We start from the raw sequence: 24,289 nt of genomic DNA on the forward strand, positions 1-24,289 counted from the left end.
TCTGTTTTTTTATTGATAAACCGCTTTTTTTACATCGCGCCTTGACCCCTTAATGAACCAGTACGCCGTCTTTCTTTTCTACGACATACTTAATCAGCTGATAAACCGTTCTCATAAGATTTTGCTGCTGATAGATATCATTTTTGGCAGGAATTACGTTTTCTATCAGTCTGCTATATTTGTAGGCTTGATCGTCTTCTTTTTGTTTATAAAGAGCGAGCCAGTCATTACGGGATTTTTCAAGCAGCTGTTCGTTGAAATAGGAATAAACGACGGTTGCGAACTCACCTGCCAGTTCTTGAATAACCTGCTGTCGGTCGGTGACCGAATGATAGGTACTTGACCACCCAGACGGCTGGCTTAGAAAATGCTCGTAGACAGATGAAATAAAAGCGGACGCAATGACTGGCACCGGCCCTTCATGCTCTCCTAAGGAAATGTTCAAACATGTTTCTCTATCCATATAAGGAATGTTCAGCGACTCCATCGCTTCATAAAAAGCCTGAGAGACAGTCAAGTTTAAATAAATAGGATGCAGCTCTTGCTGCTTTTTTCTCGTTTCTGATACTAAAGCTGCCTTTAAGTCTTTATACAGAAGGTGACTCTCTTTGAATTCCTCGTGTACACATTCTAAAATAGTCGTATTCCCTACTGTTAAATAGTAGTGAAGCTGCTTTTTCATAAGAGGTGAAACGTTTTTAAGCGCATAATCTATCATTTTAGCCATGGCATGTTTTTTAGCATAATCCGTATGGCAGCTTGGAGAGGTCAGCAAATCTCCGTGTGTGACACAAACGTTTAGCTTAGCACCGTGACCATGTACGATGAGCTGTTGAAGAAATTGAATATCTAATTCTTTAAGCCCATGATGTACGTATAAAATAGAAGCTGCTTGTTTAAAAGAATCGTGGATGGTGCTCGTATATTCAAAACACGCATGCTCGCAAATCGCTACTCCTTTTTTAAAAGAAAAAGGGCCGCAAACTTCAATTCTACGAAACAATGGATAAATAAGAAGTCCGTTATTTTCTTCTTCTTCATTTGTTAACGGACCAAGAGAAGACAGCTCTTTTGCTGTGAGACGGCAGGATATTGGCCAGTCGTCTTCTCCTATTTCCCATGTTCCTTCCTTGTATTCTTTCAACCGGGATTCAATTGCCAGAAGCATTTGCTCGGTGATTTTCCTGCATTCAAGCCGCTTGTGCCATCCCTCTGCAAAATCTCTTCCTTCTTGATCAACAGCGTCTTTTACTATTTCACTTTCTCGTTTAATTGCATCTACAAATTGTTTGAATGAACTATTTTCATCACTCATTCTTAAAGGAACATCATCATTAAAATAACGGGCTTTGTATGGGATATCTCCCAAAAGAGCGCGCAGATTAAAAGAGGCATCTCCGTGTAATAATTCAAAGACCAAGTCATAATCTGTGCCTCCTTCAGCATACACTTCAGCGCTTCTTAGTAGGATATTCTCCAATTTCCTTTGCACTTCGCTTCGCGTAAAAAAAGAGACGGAAGCTTCATAATGTTGGGAATCCTTAACCTTATACGTAGCAGAATAAGCGCCTTTACTGCCTATTCCTAGAAAGCCACATTCCTTTTTTATACCAAGAAGCTGGCGGATTAAGGCTGTTTTGCCGCTTCCTTGTTCTCCGATTACATGAATGTACTCATACTCGCTGTCAATTTGTTCGCTCGTTCTTTTTTCAATATCGTTATAAAAAGCATTCACTACTCGTTCATCATATCTTGCTTTTGCTCTTCCTTTTGCAGTACTTGTCCAAAAATCCTGCACTCTCAGCAGTTCATTCATCTCTTCAACCAGAATGTCAATTTCATCGTGTTGCTCTGTATACATAAACCGTTTAACAAACGGGTGCGATCTTCCTCTTTCATCTTTTTTAAACGGATGCTGAAACATAATTGACCAGCCTTTTCGCATAGGAGATTGACAGGCTTTTGCACGAAAAACTTTCATTCATTTCCCCTTCTTTCCCTAACATTGTCCTATTTGAAATGTATGGCTTTTAAAGGGGGGATATGTCTATGATTTTCCTCTTTTTAGAAGGATTTTCCCTTCATTTATCGAAGTAATTAATTGAGGTGATGGGAGAATGTTGACAAAAATTGTGAAATGCAGCATACCGACTGATAAAAAAGCATCTTTTTCATATACGCAACAGCATTGGGCTGCTCTTGCACACGTGAATGGTTTCATTGGCCAATTAGGGGGTTGGAACGTGGAAGATGAAACAGATACTTGTATTCTAGCTCTGTGGGAAGATGGAACAACTTATCAAGAATTCATGAAGCATACTCATGATTCTATTTTTTATAAAAGCAAGCAGGATCAAACATATACGAATTTGGACGTTTCAACATCAGATCCGTCCTACTTCATAGGAGCACGCTACAATTATTATCGAAGCAGCGCCATTGAAAGCCGTTATTTAGTAAAGACGGAAATTGAAGTCGATTTTTACGACAAAGAAGATATCCATGAGATGGTAAAAAGCTTGATAAATCCTTCTTATCGCTGTTTATCTCACGTTGTATCACCAATCGAGCATAGCAAGCTTATCATTTTTTCATTATACGGATCTGCTTGTCCGCAAAAAACAATTGATACTTTCGTTCATCCAAATGTACTGAACGCGTCTCAATACATATATCAATTAGAGAAAAATTGGAACGTTCTTTCCAATTAAAAAATAGAAGCCTAGGCCCGACGCCAAAGCTTCTATTTTTTTATGATATGAACATCTTGGTTTTGTACGGTAATGACTTCCTCCGTCATTCCTACAAACAAACCGCTTTCTACTACGCCTGGGATCCTTATCAGCTGTTTTTCCAACTCAGCAGGATTTTCAATTTCTGAAAAATGGCAGTCTAGAATGTAATTTCCGTTATCGGTGATAAACGGCGTATGATCATCTAAAAGCCTAAGCTGCGGTACACAACCTGCACTGCGAATGTGCTTCGCCGTCATTTCCCAGCCAAAACGTATAACTTCAACAGGAAGAGGAAAAGCTCCTAGCGTCTTCACTATTTTCTTAGAATCTGCAATCACGATAAACCGCTTCGCTGCGTACGCAATCATTTTTTCTCGAAGCAGCGCGCCTCCTCCTCCTTTAATTAAAGAAAGTTCGCTATCTACTTCATCTGCTCCGTCAATTGCTATATCAATATATTCAACATCTGCTAAGGTAACAATGGGAATACCTAGTTTCCTTGCCAGCTCTTCTGTTTTTTGAGAAGTAGGAACCGCTTTGATGTGTAATCCATTTTTTACTCGTTCACCTAGTTTTACAATTGTATAATAAGCTGTTGAACCTGTCCCTAGCCCTACAATCATTCCATCTTCAACAAATTGTGCTGCTTTTTCACCAACTGCTTGTTTTTCAATCATACAAAGGCCTCCTTACTCATATTGTACCCGTTTACATAAAAAAGGAAAAGTATTATGAACCCTTACGTAAAAACTCAGCTGACTACTCAGCTGAGTTTTTTTGAAACTGTGTATTTAGAAGAATTTTTTCTACCCAATACTGCTGTTTTGTACTGTTTGTCTGTTCGCTGCTTTTTAGTTCAAACGTATAGTAAATATACTTGTCTGAATAATCATCATTCACATAAGCATGGTAAATGCTATGCTTTCCATCTCTTGTTTGTTTTTTCACATAAATCGTTGCATTTTTACCTTTTAACATGTAATCAGGCTGAAACGCATCTATTTTATTTTGAGCTGCTTTGCTTTTTTTCTTAGAAAATAAAGCCGTTATTTTCCCAGCATTGTATGAATCATTTTCCTTCGTTGATGCTGTCCATACTTCACTTTCATCTTCACTGCTTTTATAAGAAGATTTATGAATAACATACTGAAGCGGAAACCACATCCTATATTGATTGGTATCCGAAGTAAATAATTCAAATCCATTGTCTGTTTGTTCATGATCGACCAAAAATGTACTCGTAAACTTATCTGCCTGCGCTTCACTTTTAAATTTCCCGCTTTGAAATAGCCAAATTCCTACGGCAATAACCAATGCTCCGGCTACTGATGCGACTTTTTTTCGATCCATTGTTTCCACACACCTTTTAATACCCCTTTAGCTTTTGATAATACCATATTGACGTTTATATCGTCATAAGGAGAAATAACCAAAGGGTTATATGAGCGCACATGCTAATTTAACTAGAGAAAATAAACTTTTTTACAATAGTAAATTTGATAACAGACGCTGAGCTAACAGCCGGTTAGCCTCACCGGGCTCTAGCGTATACGTTAGTAGTTCTTGCTTTTCAGCTTTCGCTTTTATCAAACATTCACCCTTTGGAGAAAGAAGAGAAGTTGTGCTTTTTTGGTTCTCTAAGGCATAATTCACGCTTGCAAAGTAAATACCATTCTCCGTACTTCTTGCAATCATTGCATAATCATAAAACTTCGGATCTGGTACTTCACCAGTAAACTGTGGATGAAACACAATGCTTGCTCCTCTTATAGCAGCCCATCGGACAGTTTCAGGATAGCGCCATCCCTCATGGCAAATGACAATACCGAATTTCACGCCGTTTATTTCAAACAACTGGCGGCCATTTCCAGGCTTATAACCAAATTGATCTTCTGCTGGATCAATTTGATTTTTAGTTTGATACCCTAATTCTTTTCCATTTTCATCAATTACAAAAGCAGTTAAATGCATACCAAGTTCGTCGCGCCACTCCAGTGGTAAAATTACGTTGAGCTTTAACTGTTTGGCAAGCAACTTAACTCTATAAAGCGTATTTTGTTGAATTTCGTGATTGTATGTCTCAACTTCAAAACCCACTCCTCTAAGTCCCGGCACAATTGATTCTGGAAAACATGCAAGGTTACACCCTTCTTCTGCTGCTTGTTTCATATAATTTTCTACCGTTTCTATGCCCTCTGCGGCTGACTTTGGAAATCTCACTTGAGCTAACCCAATTTTCATTCATTGCTCCTCCGTTTCCAATATCATAAAAAACTCATGCTACTAGCGTAACATGAGTTTTTTATCTTTACGTAAATAATTTAATTAGCATGCTAAGAAGAATACCTACCGCACTAAAGTCCGAATCTCCAAATGTTGTGCCTTTAAAACCTAACGACGCGAGAACAGGCAGTAAAATAGCCGGTAAAAAACTAATTAAGATTCCATTGGCAAATGACCCGACCACTGCTCCTCTTCTTCCCCCCGTCGCATTTCCAAATACTCCGGCAGCTGCTCCCGTAAAAAAGTGCGGAACGAGGCCTGGCACGATAATACTTAGACCAAATAGAGGCAAAAAGAACATTGAAATGAGACCTGCGATAAAGCTTGAAAAGAATCCAATGACCACTGCGTTAGGAGCAAACGGAAACACAGTTGGACAATCTAGAGCTGGAATGGCATTTGGTACCGCTTTGTCAGCAATTCCTTTAAATGCTGGTACAATTTCTGCTAAAAGCATACGAACACCCGCCAGCACGACATATACTCCTGCTGCAAAAGTGATTGCTTGAATTAGCGAGTACACAATAAAATTTTGACCCCCGCTTAATTTTGTTTCGATAAATGCAGGACCTGCAAAAAGTGCAACAACAATAAATAAAACGGTCATGGTCAGTGAGACAGAAACGGATGTATCCCGAAGAAATCCTAAGGATTGAGGAACTTTAATTTCTTCTGTTGTTTTTTCGCGATTTCCTACTCGCTTGCCGATAAACCCTGCTACTAAATAGCCTAAGGAACCAAAATGACCAACGGCAATATCGTTTGACCCTGTGATTTCACGCACATACGGCTGAAGCAGTGCAGGAAATAAAACCATTAAAATACCTAATAATAGTGCACCGATCAAAACCAAAGGTGCTCCCGTTAACCCGCCGGTAGATAAAATTGCTGCAATCAAACAAGCCATAAACATGGTGTGATGCCCGGTTAAAAAGATATACTTAAATTTCGTGATGCGCGCGATAATGATATTTACAATCATACCTAAAAGCATAATCATCGCTGTTTCTGTACCAAACGTTTGTTGAGCTACAGCTACAATTGCTTCATTATTAGGAATGATGCCTTCAACGGAAAACGCTTTATTAAACATTTTTCCAAACGCTTCAAGTGAAGCAATTAATATATTAGCTCCCGCTCCTAATATAAGAAAACCCATAATTGTTTTTAAGGTACCTGATACAATATCTGCACTTTTTTTCTTTTGAAGCAACAAACCGATTAGTGCAAACAACCCTACTAGAATAGCGGGTGTTCCTAATATATCTTTCATAATTAAATCAAACATGGCTTACGCCTCCACGAAGTATTTTTGCAGTGCTCCTTTAATTTCCGCTTGATTTAAAATGTTTTGCAATGCCACGACCGTGCGAGTGCCATCATCCAATTGATTTACAATATCTGCAGATCCTAAATAGATATCTGCCTGCTCCGTTTTACTAGTTGTTAAATCCGTATGAGATACCTGTGCTTCAACACCAAGCTCTACTAAAATTTTCTTTACATTCATTTCCACAATAAAACTGCTTCCTAAACCGTTTCCGCATACAACTAAAATCTTTTTCATTTTTTATCTCTCCTTTTAATTTGAGTAAGCTTCAATTAATGCAAGCATTTCTTGTTTTGTATTCATAGCAATAAGCTTATCAATATTATCGTTTTCAGATAGCATCATTGAAAGCTGTGACAATGCTTTTAAGTGGGTTTCATTATCAGTAGCAGCAAGTACGATAATAAGCTGCGCTCCGTGCTGTTTTTCAGTAGAAAAATAGACCGGCTCCTTTAAACGAAGCATGCTCATACCCACACGATTTACACCTTGTTCCGGCCTTGCGTGAGGGAGCGCAACTTTTGGCGCAATAACAATATAAGGGCCTAACTGTTCTACACTTTTGATCATTGCTTCTACATAAGAAGGTTCAATATATTCATAGTTCAACAAAGGCTTGGCAGCCAGCCTAACAGCTGATTTCCAATCGTCTGCTGAATCTGTAAGCTGCAAGAATGGCTCTTGCAATACTTCATGCAACATTGGCTTTTTATCCTCTCTTACCATTTTTTTAGATTGCTGTATTACTAGTTTTAAATTAGCTAACAGAGCTGGTTCATCCTGAATATTTGCATGCTGCTTAATAATACCCATGATGGCTTGAGTGGTTAGCTGAGAAGAAGCTGGTTCAACTAAGTCGATTAACCGCTGCTTTTCATCATCCGTTAAAATAGGATTCACAAGCATCACATTCATTCGCTTTTTTAATGGCGTAGTTGTAATAACTAAATCATAGGTTTCTTTAAACTGCTCATAATCTCTTACCGTCATTGGCCCTATCAATTCAGCATCTGTTAACAGTTGTTCAAGCTGATACTGAAGCATACGGGACGTTCCAATTCCATTGGCACAAACAATAACAATACGCTTTTGTTTTTGCCTTCCCTCTTGTTTTTTCATCCATCCTCCGAAATGAAGAGCAAAATAAGAAATTTCGTCTTCATTAATACGTGTTTGAAGGCTGTTTTCCAAAGGAAGCAACGCTTTTTTTGTCAGTTCTACTATATCCTGATACTTTATTTGAATAGCCGAAAGCATAGGGTTAGGGAGGTGAATATTATAGAGAAGCCTGTAATAAGCCGTCTTCAAATGAATATATAAATTTTGTTCAAGACGATTTCGATCTTCAAATACCACACAAGCATATGCTTGAAACCGTGATACCATTTCTTTTACAATGCTTCTCATCCAATCATCACTATCTGCTTGATTTACTACATTTACTTTTGCACTTAGTAAAACCGTGGCCAGATAATGTTTTTCTTGAGGTGGAAAATCAAATCCTAAAACGCTTTCAATTTCTTGGAGCGCTTTGTACTGCCTGGTTTTTTCTAATTCGTCTTTTCTAGTAATCAAGGCGTCTACATAGCGCTTGCCTCCAATACGCTGAATACAGAACGTGAGCATATAGGCTAATTGCGTCAGCATCTTGTCTGTAAACGCCATTCCCAGTTTATCTTCACACTCTACAAGCCAGTTATAAATCATTGAATATTCGTAATCTGCTTTCATGACCCTTTTCAACAACTCTTCTTGATGTTGACTTAATAATTCTGTGATGTGTATATAAAGCAAATTTCGAATGTCGCTTTCAGATCCTTTTACTTCGTACCCATCTTTATAGCTATATGTCAAAGATATGCCTTTCTTTGCCCACTTGTTTTTTAAGTCTTTAATATCTTGTAAGACAGTGTTGCGACTAACTTCTGTTTCATCCATGAGCTGCTGAGTTCCGATTTTCCCGCCTCGAAGTATACACATCAAAGCAACGTATATTTGCCGGTCCTCAACTGATAAGTAAGCAGATGGCATAACATGAGAAAATTGTTTAGCAACTTGGTCCTTTGCTTGATCGTTTAGAAAAAAGCCTTTCCCATATGTGTACTGAACAAACTCTAATTCTTGCTGACACAGCCAATCGTTAATTTTCTCAATATCATAATAGATAGTACGCCTTGACACTTGAAACTGCTTCATTAACTCTTGTACTGATATAAATGTTGCGGCTTGAAGCAAAACCTGCAATACGGCCGTACTGCGTTTGTCTAACAAATGAATCACCTTCAGTCCAATTCGTGCACAAATTGAAATACTTACTATTCTTTATGCTTTTACTATACTACGGGTCTCACAAAATGATTAGACCGAATTCACCCACATACATTGTGCAAAAAATGTACTCAACAAAAAAAGAAGTGCTGTATGCACTTCTTTTAAGAGTTAATCTTTAGTCGGCTGTTCCATTGCTTCTCCGATGGCTTTTTTTAAATGTCCGTCATGTTTATCAAGCAGCCGATGCACCTCATCACCTTCTGTAGAAGTAAGAAGCGCAAGAATGGCGGCTTTTGGCGTTTTGTATGTTTGTAAACTTTCCGCTGCCTCCTCTGGTGAGACGCCTGTTAGTTCCGCAATAATATTTTTAGCACGCTGTACGAGTTTATCATTAGTCGGCTGTACGTCTACCATTAGATTGCTGTAGACTTTACCAATTTGAATCATCGAAGCGGTCGTCATCATATTAAGAACAAGCTTTTGGGCAGTTCCGGCTTTCATTCTTGTTGAACCTGTTACAACTTCCGGCCCTGATTCTGCTACTATTGCATATTTTGCTTCTTGTTCCATAGGTGATTGAGGAGAATTTACAACACAGCCCGTTACTGCTCCCAGGCTGTTTGCATACGTAAGCGCTGAGAGTGTATAAGGAGTTCTTCCGCTTGCAGCTATACCTACAAGAATATCTTTATTTGATAAATTAATCGCTTTCAAATCTTCTATCGCTTGTTTCTTATTATCTTCTGCTCCTTCTAACGCATGACGGAGCGCTTTGTCTCCCCCGGCTATAATCCCAATTACCTGTTCGGCAGGTGTACCGAATGTTGGTACACATTCAGATGCATCTAATACACCTAGCCGCCCGCTTGTACCTGCTCCGATATAAATAAGACGTCCGCCTTGTTTAAAGGCACTGACAATTTCATCTACTAACAGAGCAATAACAGGCAGCACTTTATTGATCGCCTGAGGCACTTGATGATCTTCTTCATTAATTTTTTTTACAATTTCCAGACTTGATAATTCATCAATGTTTAAGGTTTGCGGATTGCGTTTTTCTGTTAAGATATGATTTAAGTTCACTGTGATCCCCTGCCTTTTCCACCATCATTTTTTCTCTATTTATACTCGTTCATGAACAGCTGATAAGCTCCTTTAGCAGATGATACTCGCTGTGTTGCCCACTGGATATGCTTTATTTCTTTTTCACATGCTTTTTTATAAACATCAAACACTTCTGGAACTTCCGTTAAAATGCTGCCCTTGCATGACAGCAAGCAGCTCCCTTTAAACCGCTGTTTCTTATATAAATGAAGAGTCATGTTTGCAAGGTTCTTTCCAGCCTGTTGAAGAATGTCACTTGCTTCTTGTTTATGATTTCTCGCTTGATTTACAACAAGCGGAGTGAGTGAAGCAACCTCTGATTTAGGAGATGAATAGACAAACTTTTTTATATCGTGTATGGTATCTGCTTTTACATGTTGCAAGATTGTCTGACTAAGGCTGCTGTAAGGAAGGCTTTGATCATGCTCTTTCGTCAGCAATATCAGTGCTTGAAGACCAATCCAATATCCGCTTCCTTCATCTCCAAGAAGGTGTCCCCACCCTCCTCCGTATTCGTACACTCCGTCTTTTTTCCCAATGCTGACGGCTCCAGTTCCTGCAATGGTTAAAATCCCGTCTTTTCCATGCAGTAGTGCTTCATGTGCAATCATGGCGTCATCATATAAACCTACTTCTACCTGATAACGATCATAAAAATATCTTTTTATTTCTTCTTTAGATAATGCTTTACTTCCAGCAAGCCCTAGTGAAATGCCTTTACATGTATGACCAGCAAGCGCAGTTTTGCACGCCGTAATACATTCATCAATATGAGTAATAGCCGTGTTGTAATTAATGAGCAAATTTCCATAGCCGCTTTTTGAAGCAGCGAGCTCTTGACCGTCTAAGCTATACGCAACGCCTTCTGTTTTTGTTCCCCCGCCGTCGATACCAATAATATAGTCCATTTTATCACCGCTCAAAAAAAGCAAATTTGTCCCATGGCTGCAGTTCATTTAGTAAAAAAATTTCCTCTTCTGCAATGCGTCCTACTACGTTTGTTTTACCTGAGTTCTCCATGTCTAACAGCGCAATTTGCAGCTCTCCTTTGTACTGTCCATAGAGCTCATTTTCTATTAAAATATCGCCTCTTCGAATGGAAGGAGTATGCGTAGGCTTGAATTCTTCTTTTTTATATTTTACTCGGCTTTGCGTAGAGCGAATTAAATAATCAGATACGTCTCCGCGGTAAAAATGAAACTCTTCCAGCACAATTTTTTTCTCAAGCTCGGTAATCGTATCATACAGGGTGACGTTAAAAGTAAAGCGCTCTTGCTGAACAACATCACGCAGCGCCTTCATCTCTTCTTCTGATGCATACGCATTCGCAATGATTGCACAATCAATTAATCCCGTTTTAAAAAGATGCTTAGCCTGCACGTCGATCGGAAGCGTGCGATGCATTTCAAGCGTACAAAGCCCTTCAGTAACAGGCCACGGTCCAAAAGTAGCGCTTGGTGAATTAATAAAGGCTGCTGTTTCAAGGTTATGTTCTTTAAACAATGCTGAACACTTCAAAAAGTGATCATACGACAACCCCGCATATCGATGAGGATAGAAGTTGTGCGACCCGATCAGCTGCTTTCGATTCGGTCGGTAACTTAAAATATTATCCACATACTTCGTCGCATTACTCATATTAATTTCAATTTTTAAGCCGTATGGATTAAAGGTCATAATGGACTCTTCATTTCCCGTATACCCTAGATCAAGACGAATAGCATAAGCCCCTAATTCGTGAAAAAAAGATAAGTCATCATAAGAAATGCCAAGCGCTCCAAATACGCGAGGAGCGATGTCCACTACTACTTCCATCTCTAGCTCATTGGCAAACTCAATAATTTCTTTAAAATTTGCCATTACTTTTTTCTGATCGCCTTCAACAGAAAGCAAGCATGTAAAAATGCGGGTAAATCCGTATTGATGCGCAAGTGCTATATACGCTTTATCTTTTTCGACAGTCGAATGTTCCGGGTAAATCGCAATACCTAGCTTTTTCATTGATTTTCGCCTTCTTTTTTAAATTTTTTAATAAGCTTAATCATATGTTCAATTAATTTTTGCTCTGAAATAGCCGTCATTAAATGATCTTGTGCGTGAATTAAAAGCAGCGACTTTTCAATTGTTTTTCCGTTCAATTCACGTTGAATAAGCGCAGTTTGTGTTTTATGAGCATGACTGAGCTCTTCTTGAGATTGCTTTAAAAGTTCGTCAGCTTTATTAAAATCATAGTCTTCAGCTGCTTCTAACGCTTCATATGCAAGTGATCTGGCATTTCCTCCGTATGCAATAAGTTCAAAAATTTCATTTTCCATATTTGCTGCTTCTGTCATTTCTTCCATCCCCTTTTTTATAGTGGTACAGGCGTAATGTTTCCTAATATTACAGGAGACAAGGCGCCGGTTGCGCTTGGTACATTGCTTGGATAACCTGAAAGTGTTTCATTTGCGAGCACCGCAAAAGCTACGGCTTCTTTTGCTTCTGAAGACATTCCTATTTCTTCTTGTGTATACACGCTGCAGCGTTTCCCGATCTGCGCTTTAATCATATTCATCAGCGTATTATTATAACTTCCGCCTCCTCCAATAATCACTTCGTCAATAGAATAGGCAGGAAAAATAAATGTTTCATAGTGATGTACAATGGATGATGCCGTGAACATAGTAATCGTAGCTAGCAGATCTTCCTTTTTATGTTTACTATAATTCTCTAGCAGTCTCTTTGTGTACTGTGTACCGAACAGTTCTCTTCCAGTCGATTTAGGAGGAGAAAGCTTCATGTAATCATGATTCATACAGTCTTCTAAAAGCTCTGAAATAACCTTTCCTTCAGCTGCTAAACGCCCATTTTCATCAAATGAAACATTAAAAAGCTGCTGACACGCTTCGTCTATCATCATATTTCCCGGCCCCGTATCAAAAGCTACTACGGGTATAGGAGATTTTTTTGGCGGAATCAACGTTACATTTCCAATACCTCCAACGTTTTGAAGCAGCCTTGTACGCTCAGCGTGGCTGTACAAAATCCGTTCCGTGTGAGGAACTAACGGAGCACCTTGCCCGCCTGCTGCCATGTCCATCACTCTGAAGTTTGCTATTACCTTCGTTTTGGTTTCATAGGCAATAACAGCCGGCTCTCCAATTTGGAGTGTAGACATCGCTGTACTTCCCGAAGCATAAGGCTGATGGTAAATGGTTTGACCATGCGATCCAATAACATCTATTTGTTCAAGAGAAAAGCGGGCTTCTTGGCACACTTTTTTCACTGCATCCGCAAATGCATAGCCAAGTTTAAAATTTAAGCTGCAGATCAGCTGTACATTTGAATGTTCAAAAGAAAGCGCCTGCTCAATTTCCTTTTTTAACTGAGGTGAAAACGGCACGGTAATAAAATGAAGAAGCTTAACTTTACTTTCATAGCCGCTTCCTTCAATTTGAACAAGAGCTGCATCAACTCCGTCGAGTGACGTTCCTGACATAAGTCCAACAGCATACATACTACGCGTTCACTTCCTTAAAAAAAGCAGGTAAATACTTGCGATGAGCTTGAAGCAGTTCATCTAAGACCGACTTAGCCAGCTCGTCACTTGGAACAAGCGGATTAATGCTCAGCGCAACCAGTGCTTTTTCATAAGATCCTGTAACCGCAGCTTCTGCTCCTACTCGTTCAAACGATTTAATTTGCTGCACAAGTCCATTAACTTCTACCGGAAGTTCACCGACAGCGAGCGGTACTGGCCCTTGCTTTGTTACTACACAGTTTACTTCAACCGCAGATTCGTTTGGGAGTGAGGAAATAGCTCCATTGTTTTTTACATTTAATGTTTGAATATCGCCTTTATCGTTATAAATGGATGAAATTAAATTGCATGCGGCATCGCTGTAATAAGCGCCCCCTCGTTTTTCCAGCTGCGGTGGCTTCATTTCTAGATTTGGATTTTTATAGAGTTCAAAAAGCTCGGCTTCTAATGCTTTGACCACTTCAGCTCGTGTGGTACCTGACTGAAAGGCCAGAAGCTCTTCTGCTAATATTTCTTTTGTTTTGTAGTAGTAGCGGTGATAAGGACATAAAATCACGCCAAGAGCTTCCAAAAAGTCCGGTTGCCATGGAATAGGAGCTATATTTCTCATTGTTACTTGAGAGTTTGGATCACTTAATCGCTGAATGACTTCTTGCGTTACTTCCTTTCCTTTTGCATACACATGCAGTCCATATACCAAGTGATTTAACCCTGCAAATTCAATGTAAACATCTTCTTTTTCTACTTGAAGCAAGCCCGCGATGGAGTTTGTCATATGTACAGGCAGGTTACAAACTCCTACTACTTTAGAATGCTTCCCGTAGCGAAGCAGCGCCTCCGTTACCATACCTGCAGGATTTGTAAAATTAATAAGCCAGGCGTTTGGACAAACTTCGTGTATTTCCTCGGCAATTTTCAACAAAACTGGTATCGTTCGTAAGCCCTTAAATAATCCTCCCGCCCCGTTTGTCTCTTGACCAATCATTCCGTACTTAAGAGGGATGCGTTCATCTTGAATACGCGCATCAAGCTGACCTACTCTAAGCTGTGTCGTTACAAAATCAGCATTTATCAACGCTTTTTGTCGATCAAGCGTTAAATGAATTTTCATATCAACACCTGCTTTTTTGACCATTCTTTTCGCAAGTGCTCCTACAATTGCAAGTTTCTCTTTTCCTTCTTCAACATCTACAAGCCATAGCTCTCGAATTGGAAGCTCATCATATCGTTTAATAAACCCTTCGACCAATTCCGGTGTGTAACTTGATCCTCCCCCAATTGTCACTACTTTCATTTTTTGCCCCTCCTTGTTAAAAAACGGCTAAATATGTAACGGCTGTGCACCCTATTCCAAGCAAAACAAAGCGTATACAAACGGCGGTTTTAGATAAAGCTGCGTTTGAAAGCCGAATGGAAATAAATGTTGTAAGCAACGCCGCTGATAGGCTTGTAATGGCAAATAAACTATGCTGCGCTGATAAACCAGCATACTGCAGCAGAGGTGTAAAAATAACGTTGCAAAGAACCATGGTTAGCAGAAATAAAAACACAGTTTTATATCGAAACCGTACAAACATTGACCCTCACTCCTACTAAAGAGATAGAAGCCAAACAAGTTGGCTTCTCTTTCTTTACATTTGAACTGAACTATCGGATGGTGCAACCGTTGCTTCATCGCTTTTTTCCATTTCGACCATCTTTCGGTCGTACATTTTAAAGAACGGAAGATAAATGACAACAGAAATAGCAATATTGATAACGACTAGCACAACCGCCCGCCAGTCTCCTCCGGTTGATAGATACGCTCCGATCGGTGCCGGGAGCGTCCAAGGAACCATTACGTAGGTTGGCGTAATAAGACCTGTCGCCGTTGCTGCGTATGAAATGATCGTTGTAATAATCGGGATAATGATAAATGGAATAATTAAAATAGGATTTAAGACAATTGGCAAACCGAAAATAATTGGTTCGTTAATATTAAAAACCGCCGGAATAAAAGATGTCCTAGAAAGCGCTTTCGAATATTTGGATTTTGAGAAAAACAGCATCGCTAAGGCAAGACCTAGCGTCGCTCCAGATCCTCCGATCCAAACAAACCACTGAAAGAACGTTTCAGGTGCAATATACGGAAGTATGGAAGCTCCGTCTGCTACCGCTTCAGCATTTTTGGCTAAATACACTTCCCATACAGGCCTTGCCACTGTCCCAACAACAGAGACGCCGTGGATTCCAAATGACCAGAAAAACGTAATTAAGAAAACCGGTATTAATACTCCTGCTAAACTATCTCCAGCTTCCACAAGCGGAGCAACTAGTTTATCAACTAAATGGTGAAGATCGATACCTAAAACAATGGTAATAATCGTCATAAGTACAACAACAATCGCAACCGGAATTAGTGCTTCAAAAGACCTCGATACCGAAGGCGGCACTTGTTCTGGCATTTTAATGGTGACATTTTTTGCTTTACAAAACCTGAGAATTTCGACCGATAAAATCGATACAATCATCGTTACAAATAAACCGTGACCTCCAAGGTTTGTCATTGGAAGCATAAACCCTTCTTCTTCAATCAGCTTTGGAGTGACCGTAAGGAGTAGTGCAGCTACTGCAATTTGCGCTCCTGACAGCGGATCGAGATTATAGCTTTTGGACAAGTTGTATCCTATCCCAAAGGCTATATATAAAGACATAATAAACATCGTTACGCGATACGGTATTAAAATATTGGCGCTGTTATCAGCGGCCCATTTCGCAATTGTGCTGTCTTGCGGCACAGGCGGAAACGCTAGAATCAAGAAAAAACTTCCGATAATGATAAACGGCAAAGCGGATATAACACCATCGCGAATGGCTTGAAGATGCCGCTGTTCTGATAACCTGGCCATAGGTCCTGATAAATTGTTCTCTAAAAACGACACAAATTTGCTCATATACCCTTTCCCCCTCTATATTCTCCCCTTGTGTAAATGAAACCTCTTATCTATTTAAAAAGCAGGAATACACCTGCTTTTCTTAGCTAACGAGCTGTTGAACCGTTTTAAAAAGCGTTGGACCTCCAAGCGGCGTATAAGCCTGCGGCGGAATGGGCCCGCATGGAACAGAAGCTTTATCTGCTTCCGCTTTCACTGCATTAAACCGGTGACGAATCTGCGGTGCAACCATTACAACGTCCCAGCCCTTTTGAATTTCCTCTGCCACTTCATTTGTTCCAATTGCCAGCACTTCCATATCCGTTCCGTGCTTTTGTGCTTCTGTTTTTAATGCTTTTACCACAATCGCACTTGACATTCCTCCAGAACATACAAACAATACCTTCATTTTCTCATTTCCCCCTACCTCTTTATTTTTTGAATTACATTATGTGTATCGATTATGCGTTCAAACACTTGATTGCCTTTTTGAATACATAACCGTATAAACATCGCATCTACAATGGCTAACTGAGCAATACGAGCGCTCATCGTTCCAATTCGAATATGCTGTTCTTCTACCGAAATAGTCAGCAGAATATCAGCTAATCTAGAAGCTGGCGATGATCCGTGCTGCGTTAGCAAAATGACGGCTGCTCCTTTGTCTTTGGCTATTTGCATCAGTTCTACCACTTCTTTTGTTTGACCTGAAGTGGATACCACAAACAGCACATCATCTTTTGTCATATTCGTAGCCATCATCATTTGAACATGACTATCTAATGAAAACAGAGCCGAAATATCAATTCGAAGCAGTTTATACTGAGCATCTAGCGCAACTACAGATGATCCTCCTGCTCCGTATAAAAACACTCGTTTCGCTCCATGAATAGCTTCCGCAGCTGCATCAATTGCAGAAGTGCTCACTAGTCGGCTTGTATTCATCAGTGCGCTCATACTTTTGCTTATGACTTTTTCAAGCACGGCATCTGTCTCGTCTTCAAAATTAACTGGAAGATTCGGCAGCTGTTCGGTATGCACCTTATGAGCATCTTTTGCTAATTCAATCTTTAATTCTTTAAAACTATTAATGCCTACACGCTGACAAAAGCGAATAATCGTAGCTTCGCTGCACTGACACTGCTTAGCTAACTGTTTGGTCGTTAAGTTCAACGTGGTCGTGGGATTTTCTAGCACGTAATCAGCTACTCTTCCTTCAGCAGGACTGTAATGATTCATTTGTGCATAGATTAAAGTAAGTACGGAAAATTGGCGCATGAATTCCTCCATCGTTAAGTAACGTATTTCTAAAATATTCTTTAAATTACCATTATTATATTTTTTCTGAAGTTTAATTTCAATATTTTTCTGATATTTTTAAAACTTTATTTTATTTTTCAGAATATTTCATTAAAATCTATTGTGAATATAACGACCGCATGCTATATTATGAAAGAAATTTTATCTCAACCAAAAAAGAAGGAGGAACGAACATGCATATTAAAAAATGGGTTGGAGGCATCTTGTTTTTACTGCTGTTTTGTTCGAGCACATTGCCTGCTAAAGCAGACGTACCTACTACGTATCAAAAACGGGAGCTTCGAGCCGCTTGGATTGCAAGCGTATACAACATTGATTGGCCTTCTCAGCCTGGTCTTCCGGTTGAACAGCAGAAAACAGAGTTTACCTATTTGCTAGATGAAGTAAAAAAGATGGGGATGAATGCTGTTGTTGTTCAAATTAAACCGACCGCCGATTCCTTTTATCCGTCAAAATATGGCCCGTGGTCAGAATATTTAACCGGTACACAAGGAAAAGATCCCGGCTATGATCCTCTGGCCTTTATGGTAGACGAAGCACACAAGCGCAACTTAGAATTCCACGCATGGTTTAACCCTTACCGCATTACAATGAATCATACTGATTTAAACAAACTAGCCGATAATCATCCTGCCAAACAACATCCTGATTGGGTCGTCTCCTACGGAAAACAACTCTACTACAACCCAGGTATTCCAGAAGTAAAAAACTTTATTATTGAAGAAGTGCTCGAAGTCGTAAGAAACTATGATATTGATGCTGTTCATATGGACGACTATTTTTATCCTTATAAAATTGCAGGTCAAACGTTCCCAGATCAAAAAACATATGAAGCCTACGGTGCTCAAACGTTTTCCAATATTGAAGACTGGCGGCGTGACAATGTTAATCAGCTTGTTCGAGATTTAAATAAATCTATTAAAAAAACAAAATCATACGTGAAGTTTGGCATCAGTCCGTTCGGCGTATGGCGAAACATTGCTAATGATCCAACTGGCTCTGAGACGACTGCTGGACAAACAAACTACGATGATTTGTATGCCGATACGCGTACGTGGATTCAAAATGGATACATTGATTACATCACTCCGCAAATTTATTGGAATATCGGATTTGAACCCGCTGCTTACGATACGCTGCTCAACTGGTGGAGAGATGAAGTTCGCGGAAAGCCAGTTCACCTTTATATTGGACAAGCTGCTTACAAAATTAATAACAACGCGGTGGAAGCTTGGTCTGATCCCGATGAGTACCCAAGGCAAATTGCTCTAAATCACCAGTTTCCAGAAGTACAGGGGAGCATGCATTTTAGCCTGAAAGATTTGAACCGAAACCCGCTAGGAATAAAAGATAAGCTGCAAAACGATATTTATAAACACCCTGCGCTTATTCCAGCAATGCCTTGGCTTGATAATACGGCCCCAAAAGCACCAAAATTAAAAAACGCGGGTCCTCATACAAAAGAAGCAGCATTTGAAATTCGAGATCACCAGCAGAATGATTCCGCTTATTATGCCATTTATCGCTTTCAAGGCAATAAAAAAGGCGACATTAACAGCGCAGAAAACCTGCTGACAACCGTTCGAAAAACAGGAGAAAAACAATTGTTTGTAGATCAAAATGCACTCAAAAATCAAACATACACATATGTTGTAACCTCTGTTGACCGTTTGCATAACGAAAGTGCCGTTTCCCGCACGCTTACTGTAAAAGCATCTCATTAAAAAAGGTTCTATAGCAAAATGTATGGTAGGATAAAGAAATCAAACGATGCTTTATCAAGCCATTCTGTTATAGAAAGTAGTGAAAAAAAGATGGAACCAAATTATGATCGCGCTTTTGGCGTATATGGAATTTGTATGCGAGATAACAAGCTGCTTGTTATTCGAAAAAATAGAGGTCCGTATATTCATCGTTTTGATTTGCCAGGCGGACAGCTAGAGCACGGTGAAACATTAACCGAAGCGATGAAAAGAGAATTTGTGGAAGAAACAGGCTTTGAGATTAACATTGTTTCTCAAGCGGGTACAACAGATTTTCAGTATCCTTGTAAGTGGAAAGAATTTACTCACGTGCATCACATTGCTGTATTTTATTACGTAGACATTGCCGGCGGTGAGCTTCTTTCCCACCCCGTACAGTTTGAAGGACAGGATTCTTTGGAAGCATTGTGGATTGCACCGCAGGATCTCAACATCGATAATGCTTCGCCTCTTGTTCTAAAAGCAGTGGAATCTTTAAGCTTATTATCATGGCCTTATGAATCTCAGATTTATGATGATTGGGAGCTTAAAACCTCCGAACAATAATAATGATAGTTGCCTACACATTACTCCTAAATATCGTACACTTAGCTTCTATTTAAGTTGAAATCAGAAGATATGTTTAATTTCTTTCTAATGGTGGAACAGACAAGTAACACTACTTAATTACTAATAGAAAGGAAGATTAAAATGAGTAAAGGTTTAGGAGATAAAGTTAAAGGAAATGTATCAAAAGCTAAAGGTGAAGTAAAAGATCAAGTGGGAAATGCAACGAATAACCGCGACCTTCAGCGCGAAGGAAAAGCTGAGAAAACAAAAGGAAATGCTCAAAAAGCAGTAGGCGAAACAAAAGATACATTTAGCAATAAATAAAAAAGGACGAGCTTAAATGCTCGTCTTTTTTTATTTAATAAGCTGATTTAAGCTTTTAATGATTACGTTTGGCTGCAATTCTTTATGTTCAGCTACATTTCCTTTTCGGTTGACCCAAGCCGTTGCGAACCCGTAGTTTTTAGCACCGGCAATATCCCATGTATTCGATGACAAAAATAATACTTCTTCTCTTTTAGCGTTCATTTTGTTTTTTGCATAGTGATAGCTTGCCATCGTAGGCTTGTACTGTTTGATTTCGTCTATGGAAATAACGTCCTCAAATAAATGATTCATATTGTGATAAGAAACAAGCGGATCAATCATGTGCTTAGGACCATTCGTAAAAATAGCCAGGCGATACCCTTTTTCTTTTAAATAGGCGAGCACCTCTTTGACTTCATCGTAGACATTCAGCTTCATGTAGGCACTCATCAGCATTTTTTCTTCGTGTTCCGTTAAATCAATATCATTTGCTTCTGCTGCATATTTCAGGGATTGATTTGTTAATGTATAAAAGTCAACGTATCGTCCCATCAGCTGATATTGCATGGCGTATTCAATTTGCTTCAAACGCCATAAATGACTAATGCTTTCTCCCCGCTCCGGATACAGCTGATCACACGTTTCAATAACGGTATGTACATCAAACAGTGTTCCATATGCATCAAATAAAATCGTTTTAAATTTCATCTGTGTTCGCCTCCTTCTTTCATTTTACCCACTCGCAAAAAAACATAACGTTTTTTCTGTTAAAAAAGAGGCCTATTAACAGCTGATGTATGCTCATTTCTTATGAAAATAAAAAAACAGCAGGCTCTCCTACTGTTTATAATCCCACACGACTTTCCATTCTCCTTTTTCACGAACAGCATACACTTTCTGCACCAAATCAAAGTTTCCATATTTCCCTTTATACGTTTGGATAACAGTCATTTCGTAAACAACAGGAAACGCTTTACGATCATTTTCCATCTTCCAGCTCTTTCTTTTTTCAACATCTTCAATGGAATAAGTAAAGGTGTCTACCCCGAAATGATTGAGAAATACGTGTGCTCGATCTTGTATGTATGCACCTTTTGTCCATTTCTTTTTCATGGATGAATGAAAAAGGTCCCATGATTCCGAAAAGTTTCCTTCCTGTTCTAGCGTATAAAATTCTTTTACGGCAGATTTGGCTTGATGACTCGGAGAAAAGAATGTAAATTGAAACATCCAAACTCCCAGCGCAATAACAGAAAGAAACACAGCTACTCCTAAACTTCGCTTCAAAAGCAGTGTTTTTTTTCGATACAAGTAAAAAGCCCCTTTATCAAAAATGCAGTATACAACAGCTTATTCGATATCCAAGCTTTTTAGTATTGCCGGACTAAACTTATCCGGCATATCTTTTAAAAAAGGGATTGAGACATAAACATAAAAGATCCGAACGATTCATCGTTCGGATCTTCCTTCAACTAAAGTACGTTTGTCCCAGCCTCTTTCGTCGCTATACAATGTGAAAAGCCATTTGCATGGCTGCTAAAAAGCCCACGAACACAAGGCCCGTCACGAGACCCTCTTTCCAATCTGGCCGGTCCCCTCGAACAAATTTAGCAATATCATACGATAGCATCGCTGCTAAAAAAATGGATAAGACAATATACAGCGGCTCCATCTTTTATCACCCACTATTTCTTTTCTTCAGTGTAACAACTTTTTCATAAGTATGCATGTAAGAAAAACAGCTTAAAATTCTTGACGAATGTGTGAAATTTCTCTTTTTTATGCATAAACTACTTAAAAGCGTGAAAGGAAGATGCCGTTTGTCTGCTTTTAATCCTCAGCAATTTAGCGTCACATACCGGCAAGGAAGCACGCCCACCTTTCCTTTTATTGGGCGACGCTATACGCTCACACATTCTGAACAAACAGACGATTTATTTCTTTGGATCGACGAAAAGTTTGCTGTTGATCAATTAAATGAGCAGCGAAATGAGCTTTTTGCCGAATGGCTCCACAAAGACGGTGTTGATACGCTGTATGTATACGTATTTATTGGCAATGAACAAACGGAAAAGTCCGTTCAAGCCATACGGTACGCTATTTTCAAACAGGAAATGCCTTACTTGCTAAAAGCATTGCGCTACGGTGATGCCACGTTTTTCAACGCTCACCCTGCTTTAGATCGTTCCCCCATTTACGTACATTTTCATTCCAGCGACAAAGATTTTCATTCCATTCGATATTTTCAAACGCCTTCTCACTATGCCTAAGCATATGAGAAGGGATCTTTACTTCGTTAATCTCCTGTTTTCCAAACTCCATTTCTTCTAGGATCTCCGGCTCCTTCCATTTGTTTATCTTGAAAATTAATGGTTAACGCTTGAATACCTCCATAAAAGACGTCGCTTTCCTTTTTTTCTATTCGAAACGCAGAAGGAATATTTTTGGTATTTAAATCGGGCTCTACATAAATAGTCGAATCATCAAAAATAAAGCGCGGTTCGTTTACAGCTTTTTGAAGCGATTCATTTCCTTCAAGGTTTTTAGAAAGTACCTGAGTTAAAATTTGAGGAATCCGCGTTCCACCCGGAGAACCTATTCCCATCGCCCACTCGCCTTTTTCTCTTATAATAGTTGGAGCCGTAAAAGTTCTTGCTCTTTTTCCCGGCTCGCGATTATTCGGTTCTTTGCTTCCAAACGTATCAGCATTGTTATTAAGAAAAAAGCCGTCAACTTGTTCGCCTGTACCAAAGAAGTTACTCAACGTATTAGTTGTAGATACGACGGTTCCTTCTGAATCAATAACCACAAAATGTGTTGTACTTTCGTGTTCTTCATCGCCTTCACCTGAAGAACGTGTCGGGTGATTGACCAAGTTTGTTATATAATCATCACTGACTAATTCACTTGAGTTTTGATTATGAAAGTCTGGATCTCCGATTTGTTTTAACCGGTCGGAGTAAGCTGCCTTTTTAATTCTGTTCATCGTTTCGTAATATTCTTTGTCAGGCATTGTTTCAAGATTTTCTTTCTCTGCCATTTTTAACATTTGAATCAGTGTAATTCCGGAAAAAGGCGGAGGCGCTGAAATCACTTCCGTTCCATTGTAAGTTGAAACGACAGGCTTGATTTCTGTCACTTGATAGGAAGATAAGTCTTTTTTAGAAATAGGCGTTGCATCAGCAATATCTTGTGCCACATCTCCTTTATAAAATGCAGACGCACCTTCTCGCTGAATTTTGATTAATGTTTTAGCTAACACGGGCTGCGACAGGGTTTCTCCTTCTTCGATTGCTTCTCCCTTTGGATAAAAAGCGGATAGATCGTCTACATCCATCCTTCCTCTAGAGTAATACAATCGAGACGATAAAAGAGAGTCTACTTCAAACCCTTTTTCAGCATATTCAACAGCCGGCTGAATCAAATCACTCATTGATTTTGTACCATATTTCTGCTGAATATATTCCATACCAGCGACAAATCCCGGCACGCCGTTTTTACCACTCATAGAAGTTGGAGCGGTTTCCCGGTAATCGATAAAAGTAGCAGGCTGATCTTTTTTGGCAATCAGCATACCTCCACCTCCGCCAATTCCAGATCCAAAAGGTTCGACTACGTTAAGGGCATACGAAATTGCAATGGCCGCATCTACTGCATTCCCGCCTTCTTTTAATACGTCCATCCCTACATTTGCTGCCAGAGAATTAGAAGCACTCACACCGTAAGAATGATCATTATTTTTTTTTAGGAGCTTTTTAGGATTAAGTTCTGTACTTGATTGAGTCATAAATAAAGCGGCTATAACGCCGATTAACAACAAAACAGCAACAATATTAAATAACAGTAATTTTTTATTCACACATTCCCCTCCATTTTTACTCATATGTATATTTTGTGAAGCGCTTTCATTTTTATCCATACATTACATTGCACACAAAAAAGACATCGTCTAGGACGATGCCATTTTTGTTACTACATAAGATTTATTTTCCAGCAGCTGCCGCAGCATCATTTACTGCATCTGTAGCAGCTGATTTTGTTTGTTCAATCATTTTTACGTTATTTTCAATTTTTTGCTGTTCATCTGTTGAAAGAGTAGCCGGATGTTTTAAAGCTCCAAGTCCTGCTACTACTCCTGCTACAATAGCAATTGGTCCTACAATCCCTACGATTCGTTTTGCGATCATTTTCTATTC

Annotated in this window: 27 protein-coding genes; 5 read left to right on the forward strand and 22 right to left on the reverse strand. The window is 39.3% G+C overall.

From position 1 onward, the window contains the following. Window positions 1-49: 49 nt before the first annotated feature. A complete protein-coding gene (locus ACFX4W_RS28110) occupies window positions 50-1,981 on the reverse strand; it encodes a hypothetical protein (RefSeq protein WP_237074578.1) in 1,932 nt (643 codons plus the stop codon). A 136-nt stretch (window positions 1,982-2,117) separates the two neighbouring features. Between ACFX4W_RS28110 and ACFX4W_RS28115 the strand changes: the two genes are divergently transcribed. Next, the gene (locus tag ACFX4W_RS28115) at window positions 2,118-2,711 is read left to right on the forward strand and encodes a YdbC family protein (protein ID WP_280559139.1); all 594 of its coding nucleotides are present in this window, start codon (window positions 2,118-2,120) and stop codon (window positions 2,709-2,711) included. Window positions 2,712-2,743: 32 nt separating this feature from the next. Here the strand turns inward: ACFX4W_RS28115 and rpiA are convergent, their stop codons facing one another. The 16 genes from rpiA to ACFX4W_RS28195 form a co-directional block, all read right to left on the reverse strand. Beyond that, the gene (gene rpiA, locus ACFX4W_RS28120; RefSeq protein WP_025749641.1) at window positions 2,744-3,412 is read right to left on the reverse strand and encodes a ribose-5-phosphate isomerase RpiA; all 669 of its coding nucleotides are present in this window, start codon (window positions 3,410-3,412) and stop codon (window positions 2,744-2,746) included. A gap of 82 nt (window positions 3,413-3,494) precedes the next feature. Then, window positions 3,495-4,085 (reverse strand): hypothetical protein, encoded by a 591-nt coding sequence (locus ACFX4W_RS28125; protein ID WP_043980032.1) that lies wholly within the window; start codon window positions 4,083-4,085, stop codon window positions 3,495-3,497. A gap of 132 nt (window positions 4,086-4,217) precedes the next feature. After that, window positions 4,218-4,976 carry a carbon-nitrogen hydrolase family protein gene (locus tag ACFX4W_RS28130; protein WP_162213712.1) on the reverse strand — a complete coding sequence of 253 codons (759 nt, stop codon included), beginning with the start codon at window positions 4,974-4,976 and terminating at the stop codon, window positions 4,218-4,220. A gap of 67 nt (window positions 4,977-5,043) precedes the next feature. Beyond that, window positions 5,044-6,306 carry a PTS ascorbate transporter subunit IIC gene (locus tag ACFX4W_RS28135; protein ID WP_013055731.1) on the reverse strand — a complete coding sequence of 421 codons (1,263 nt, stop codon included), beginning with the start codon at window positions 6,304-6,306 and terminating at the stop codon, window positions 5,044-5,046. Window positions 6,307-6,309: 3 nt separating this feature from the next. Beyond that, window positions 6,310-6,585 (reverse strand): PTS sugar transporter subunit IIB, encoded by a 276-nt coding sequence (locus ACFX4W_RS28140; protein ID WP_013055730.1) that lies wholly within the window; start codon window positions 6,583-6,585, stop codon window positions 6,310-6,312. 15 nt (window positions 6,586-6,600) lie between these two features. Continuing rightward, on the reverse strand, window positions 6,601-8,619 hold the full coding sequence (locus tag ACFX4W_RS28145; protein WP_377560422.1) for a BglG family transcription antiterminator: 2,019 nt from the start codon (window positions 8,617-8,619) through the stop codon (window positions 6,601-6,603). Window positions 8,620-8,787: 168 nt separating this feature from the next. Next, window positions 8,788-9,702 (reverse strand): N-acetylmuramic acid 6-phosphate etherase, encoded by a 915-nt coding sequence (murQ, locus tag ACFX4W_RS28150; RefSeq protein WP_280559137.1) that lies wholly within the window; start codon window positions 9,700-9,702, stop codon window positions 8,788-8,790. A gap of 35 nt (window positions 9,703-9,737) precedes the next feature. Continuing rightward, window positions 9,738-10,631, reverse strand: coding sequence for a BadF/BadG/BcrA/BcrD ATPase family protein (locus ACFX4W_RS28155; protein WP_162213710.1), 894 nt, complete (start codon window positions 10,629-10,631; stop codon window positions 9,738-9,740). 4 nt (window positions 10,632-10,635) lie between these two features. After that, entirely contained in the window at window positions 10,636-11,724 is a 1,089-nt protein-coding gene (locus ACFX4W_RS28160) for a DUF871 domain-containing protein (RefSeq protein ID WP_043980046.1), read from the reverse strand. After that, window positions 11,721-12,056: a PTS lactose/cellobiose transporter subunit IIA gene (locus tag ACFX4W_RS28165; protein ID WP_013055725.1), complete on the reverse strand. Its 336-nt coding sequence runs from the start codon at window positions 12,054-12,056 to the stop codon at window positions 11,721-11,723. Before ACFX4W_RS28165 ends, ACFX4W_RS28160 begins: the two co-directional genes overlap by 4 nt. Before the next feature lie 17 nt (window positions 12,057-12,073). Beyond that, complete coding sequence (gene anmK, locus ACFX4W_RS28170) at window positions 12,074-13,219, reverse strand: anhydro-N-acetylmuramic acid kinase AnmK (protein WP_162213708.1); 1,146 nt, start codon at window positions 13,217-13,219, stop codon at window positions 12,074-12,076. Between the two features lies 1 nt (window position 13,220). Continuing rightward, entirely contained in the window at window positions 13,221-14,537 is a 1,317-nt protein-coding gene (locus ACFX4W_RS28175; RefSeq protein WP_280559136.1) for a 6-phospho-beta-glucosidase, read from the reverse strand. A gap of 16 nt (window positions 14,538-14,553) precedes the next feature. Further along, on the reverse strand, window positions 14,554-14,820 hold the full coding sequence (locus ACFX4W_RS28180; RefSeq protein ID WP_013082025.1) for a hypothetical protein: 267 nt from the start codon (window positions 14,818-14,820) through the stop codon (window positions 14,554-14,556). 54 nt (window positions 14,821-14,874) lie between these two features. Beyond that, a complete protein-coding gene (locus ACFX4W_RS28185) occupies window positions 14,875-16,176 on the reverse strand; it encodes a PTS sugar transporter subunit IIC (RefSeq protein ID WP_043980052.1) in 1,302 nt (433 codons plus the stop codon). Between the two features lie 82 nt (window positions 16,177-16,258). Further along, window positions 16,259-16,564: a PTS sugar transporter subunit IIB gene (locus ACFX4W_RS28190; RefSeq protein ID WP_013055720.1), complete on the reverse strand. Its 306-nt coding sequence runs from the start codon at window positions 16,562-16,564 to the stop codon at window positions 16,259-16,261. A 14-nt stretch (window positions 16,565-16,578) separates the two neighbouring features. Beyond that, window positions 16,579-17,433, reverse strand: a complete 855-nt coding sequence (locus ACFX4W_RS28195) for a MurR/RpiR family transcriptional regulator (RefSeq protein WP_280559135.1) — start codon at window positions 17,431-17,433, stop codon at window positions 16,579-16,581. A 215-nt stretch (window positions 17,434-17,648) separates the two neighbouring features. On the opposite strand from ACFX4W_RS28195, the gene ACFX4W_RS28200 reads away from it, so the two are divergent. The 3 genes from ACFX4W_RS28200 to ACFX4W_RS28210 all read left to right on the forward strand — a co-directional run bounded on the left by ACFX4W_RS28200 (window position 17,649) and on the right by ACFX4W_RS28210 (window position 20,111). Beyond that, on the forward strand, window positions 17,649-19,199 hold the full coding sequence (locus ACFX4W_RS28200) for a glycoside hydrolase family 10-like protein (protein ID WP_280559134.1): 1,551 nt from the start codon (window positions 17,649-17,651) through the stop codon (window positions 19,197-19,199). A 90-nt stretch (window positions 19,200-19,289) separates the two neighbouring features. Further along, entirely contained in the window at window positions 19,290-19,784 is a 495-nt protein-coding gene (locus ACFX4W_RS28205) for an NUDIX hydrolase (RefSeq protein ID WP_057242044.1), read from the forward strand. Window positions 19,785-19,928: 144 nt separating this feature from the next. Beyond that, window positions 19,929-20,111: a CsbD family protein gene (locus tag ACFX4W_RS28210; RefSeq protein WP_013082019.1), complete on the forward strand. Its 183-nt coding sequence runs from the start codon at window positions 19,929-19,931 to the stop codon at window positions 20,109-20,111. Between the two features lie 30 nt (window positions 20,112-20,141). Here the strand turns inward: ACFX4W_RS28210 and ACFX4W_RS28215 are convergent, their stop codons facing one another. The 3 genes from ACFX4W_RS28215 to ACFX4W_RS28225 form a co-directional block, all read right to left on the reverse strand. Further along, entirely contained in the window at window positions 20,142-20,801 is a 660-nt protein-coding gene (locus ACFX4W_RS28215) for a haloacid dehalogenase type II (RefSeq protein ID WP_043980059.1), read from the reverse strand. 129 nt (window positions 20,802-20,930) lie between these two features. Continuing rightward, window positions 20,931-21,404 (reverse strand): hypothetical protein, encoded by a 474-nt coding sequence (locus tag ACFX4W_RS28220; protein ID WP_013082017.1) that lies wholly within the window; start codon window positions 21,402-21,404, stop codon window positions 20,931-20,933. Between the two features lie 193 nt (window positions 21,405-21,597). Continuing rightward, complete coding sequence (locus ACFX4W_RS28225; protein WP_013055713.1) at window positions 21,598-21,765, reverse strand: hypothetical protein; 168 nt, start codon at window positions 21,763-21,765, stop codon at window positions 21,598-21,600. A gap of 148 nt (window positions 21,766-21,913) precedes the next feature. Between ACFX4W_RS28225 and ACFX4W_RS28230 the strand changes: the two genes are divergently transcribed. Further along, entirely contained in the window at window positions 21,914-22,363 is a 450-nt protein-coding gene (locus ACFX4W_RS28230; protein WP_028407691.1) for a staygreen family protein, read from the forward strand. 26 nt (window positions 22,364-22,389) lie between these two features. On the opposite strand, the gene ACFX4W_RS28235 is transcribed toward ACFX4W_RS28230, so the two are convergent. Then, the gene (locus tag ACFX4W_RS28235) at window positions 22,390-23,952 is read right to left on the reverse strand and encodes a gamma-glutamyltransferase family protein (protein WP_043980061.1); all 1,563 of its coding nucleotides are present in this window, start codon (window positions 23,950-23,952) and stop codon (window positions 22,390-22,392) included. Between the two features lie 124 nt (window positions 23,953-24,076). Continuing rightward, window positions 24,077-24,280 carry a CapE family protein gene (locus ACFX4W_RS28240; RefSeq protein ID WP_013082014.1) on the reverse strand — a complete coding sequence of 68 codons (204 nt, stop codon included), beginning with the start codon at window positions 24,278-24,280 and terminating at the stop codon, window positions 24,077-24,079. Window positions 24,281-24,289 lie beyond the last annotated feature (9 nt).

It is taken from the genome of Priestia sp. YIM B13489 (assembly GCF_042787645.1).
In the GTDB taxonomy this organism is placed as follows: Bacteria; Bacillota; Bacilli; order Bacillales; family Bacillaceae_H; genus Priestia; species Priestia megaterium.

Bases quoted from the DNA above. Each gene is read 5' to 3' on its own strand.
- ACFX4W_RS28110 (WP_237074578.1), bottom strand. From the start codon at position 1,981: ATGAAAGTTTTTCGTGCAAAAGCCTGTCAATCTCCTATGCGAAAAGGC.
- ACFX4W_RS28115 (WP_280559139.1), top strand. From the start codon at position 2,118: ATGTTGACAAAAATTGTGAAATGCAGCATACCGACTGATAAAAAAGCA.
- rpiA (WP_025749641.1), bottom strand. From the start codon at position 3,412: ATGATTGAAAAACAAGCAGTTGGTGAAAAAGCAGCACAATTTGTTGAA.
- ACFX4W_RS28125 (WP_043980032.1), bottom strand. From the start codon at position 4,085: ATGGATCGAAAAAAAGTCGCATCAGTAGCCGGAGCATTGGTTATTGCC.
- ACFX4W_RS28130 (WP_162213712.1), bottom strand. From the start codon at position 4,976: ATGAAAATTGGGTTAGCTCAAGTGAGATTTCCAAAGTCAGCCGCAGAG.
- ACFX4W_RS28135 (WP_013055731.1), bottom strand. From the start codon at position 6,306: ATGTTTGATTTAATTATGAAAGATATATTAGGAACACCCGCTATTCTA.
- ACFX4W_RS28140 (WP_013055730.1), bottom strand. From the start codon at position 6,585: ATGAAAAAGATTTTAGTTGTATGCGGAAACGGTTTAGGAAGCAGTTTT.
- ACFX4W_RS28155 (WP_162213710.1), bottom strand. From the start codon at position 10,631: ATGGACTATATTATTGGTATCGACGGCGGGGGAACAAAAACAGAAGGC.
- ACFX4W_RS28160 (WP_043980046.1), bottom strand. From the start codon at position 11,724: ATGAAAAAGCTAGGTATTGCGATTTACCCGGAACATTCGACTGTCGAA.
- ACFX4W_RS28165 (WP_013055725.1), bottom strand. From the start codon at position 12,056: ATGACAGAAGCAGCAAATATGGAAAATGAAATTTTTGAACTTATTGCA.
- anmK (WP_162213708.1), bottom strand. From the start codon at position 13,219: ATGTATGCTGTTGGACTTATGTCAGGAACGTCACTCGACGGAGTTGAT.
- ACFX4W_RS28175 (WP_280559136.1), bottom strand. From the start codon at position 14,537: ATGAAAGTAGTGACAATTGGGGGAGGATCAAGTTACACACCGGAATTG.
- ACFX4W_RS28180 (WP_013082025.1), bottom strand. From the start codon at position 14,820: ATGTTTGTACGGTTTCGATATAAAACTGTGTTTTTATTTCTGCTAACC.
- ACFX4W_RS28185 (WP_043980052.1), bottom strand. From the start codon at position 16,176: ATGAGCAAATTTGTGTCGTTTTTAGAGAACAATTTATCAGGACCTATG.
- ACFX4W_RS28190 (WP_013055720.1), bottom strand. From the start codon at position 16,564: ATGAAGGTATTGTTTGTATGTTCTGGAGGAATGTCAAGTGCGATTGTG.
- ACFX4W_RS28195 (WP_280559135.1), bottom strand. From the start codon at position 17,433: ATGCGCCAATTTTCCGTACTTACTTTAATCTATGCACAAATGAATCAT.
- ACFX4W_RS28200 (WP_280559134.1), top strand. From the start codon at position 17,649: ATGCATATTAAAAAATGGGTTGGAGGCATCTTGTTTTTACTGCTGTTT.
- ACFX4W_RS28205 (WP_057242044.1), top strand. From the start codon at position 19,290: ATGGAACCAAATTATGATCGCGCTTTTGGCGTATATGGAATTTGTATG.
- ACFX4W_RS28210 (WP_013082019.1), top strand. From the start codon at position 19,929: ATGAGTAAAGGTTTAGGAGATAAAGTTAAAGGAAATGTATCAAAAGCT.
- ACFX4W_RS28215 (WP_043980059.1), bottom strand. From the start codon at position 20,801: ATGAAATTTAAAACGATTTTATTTGATGCATATGGAACACTGTTTGAT.
- ACFX4W_RS28225 (WP_013055713.1), bottom strand. From the start codon at position 21,765: ATGGAGCCGCTGTATATTGTCTTATCCATTTTTTTAGCAGCGATGCTA.
- ACFX4W_RS28240 (WP_013082014.1), bottom strand. From the start codon at position 24,280: ATGATCGCAAAACGAATCGTAGGGATTGTAGGACCAATTGCTATTGTA.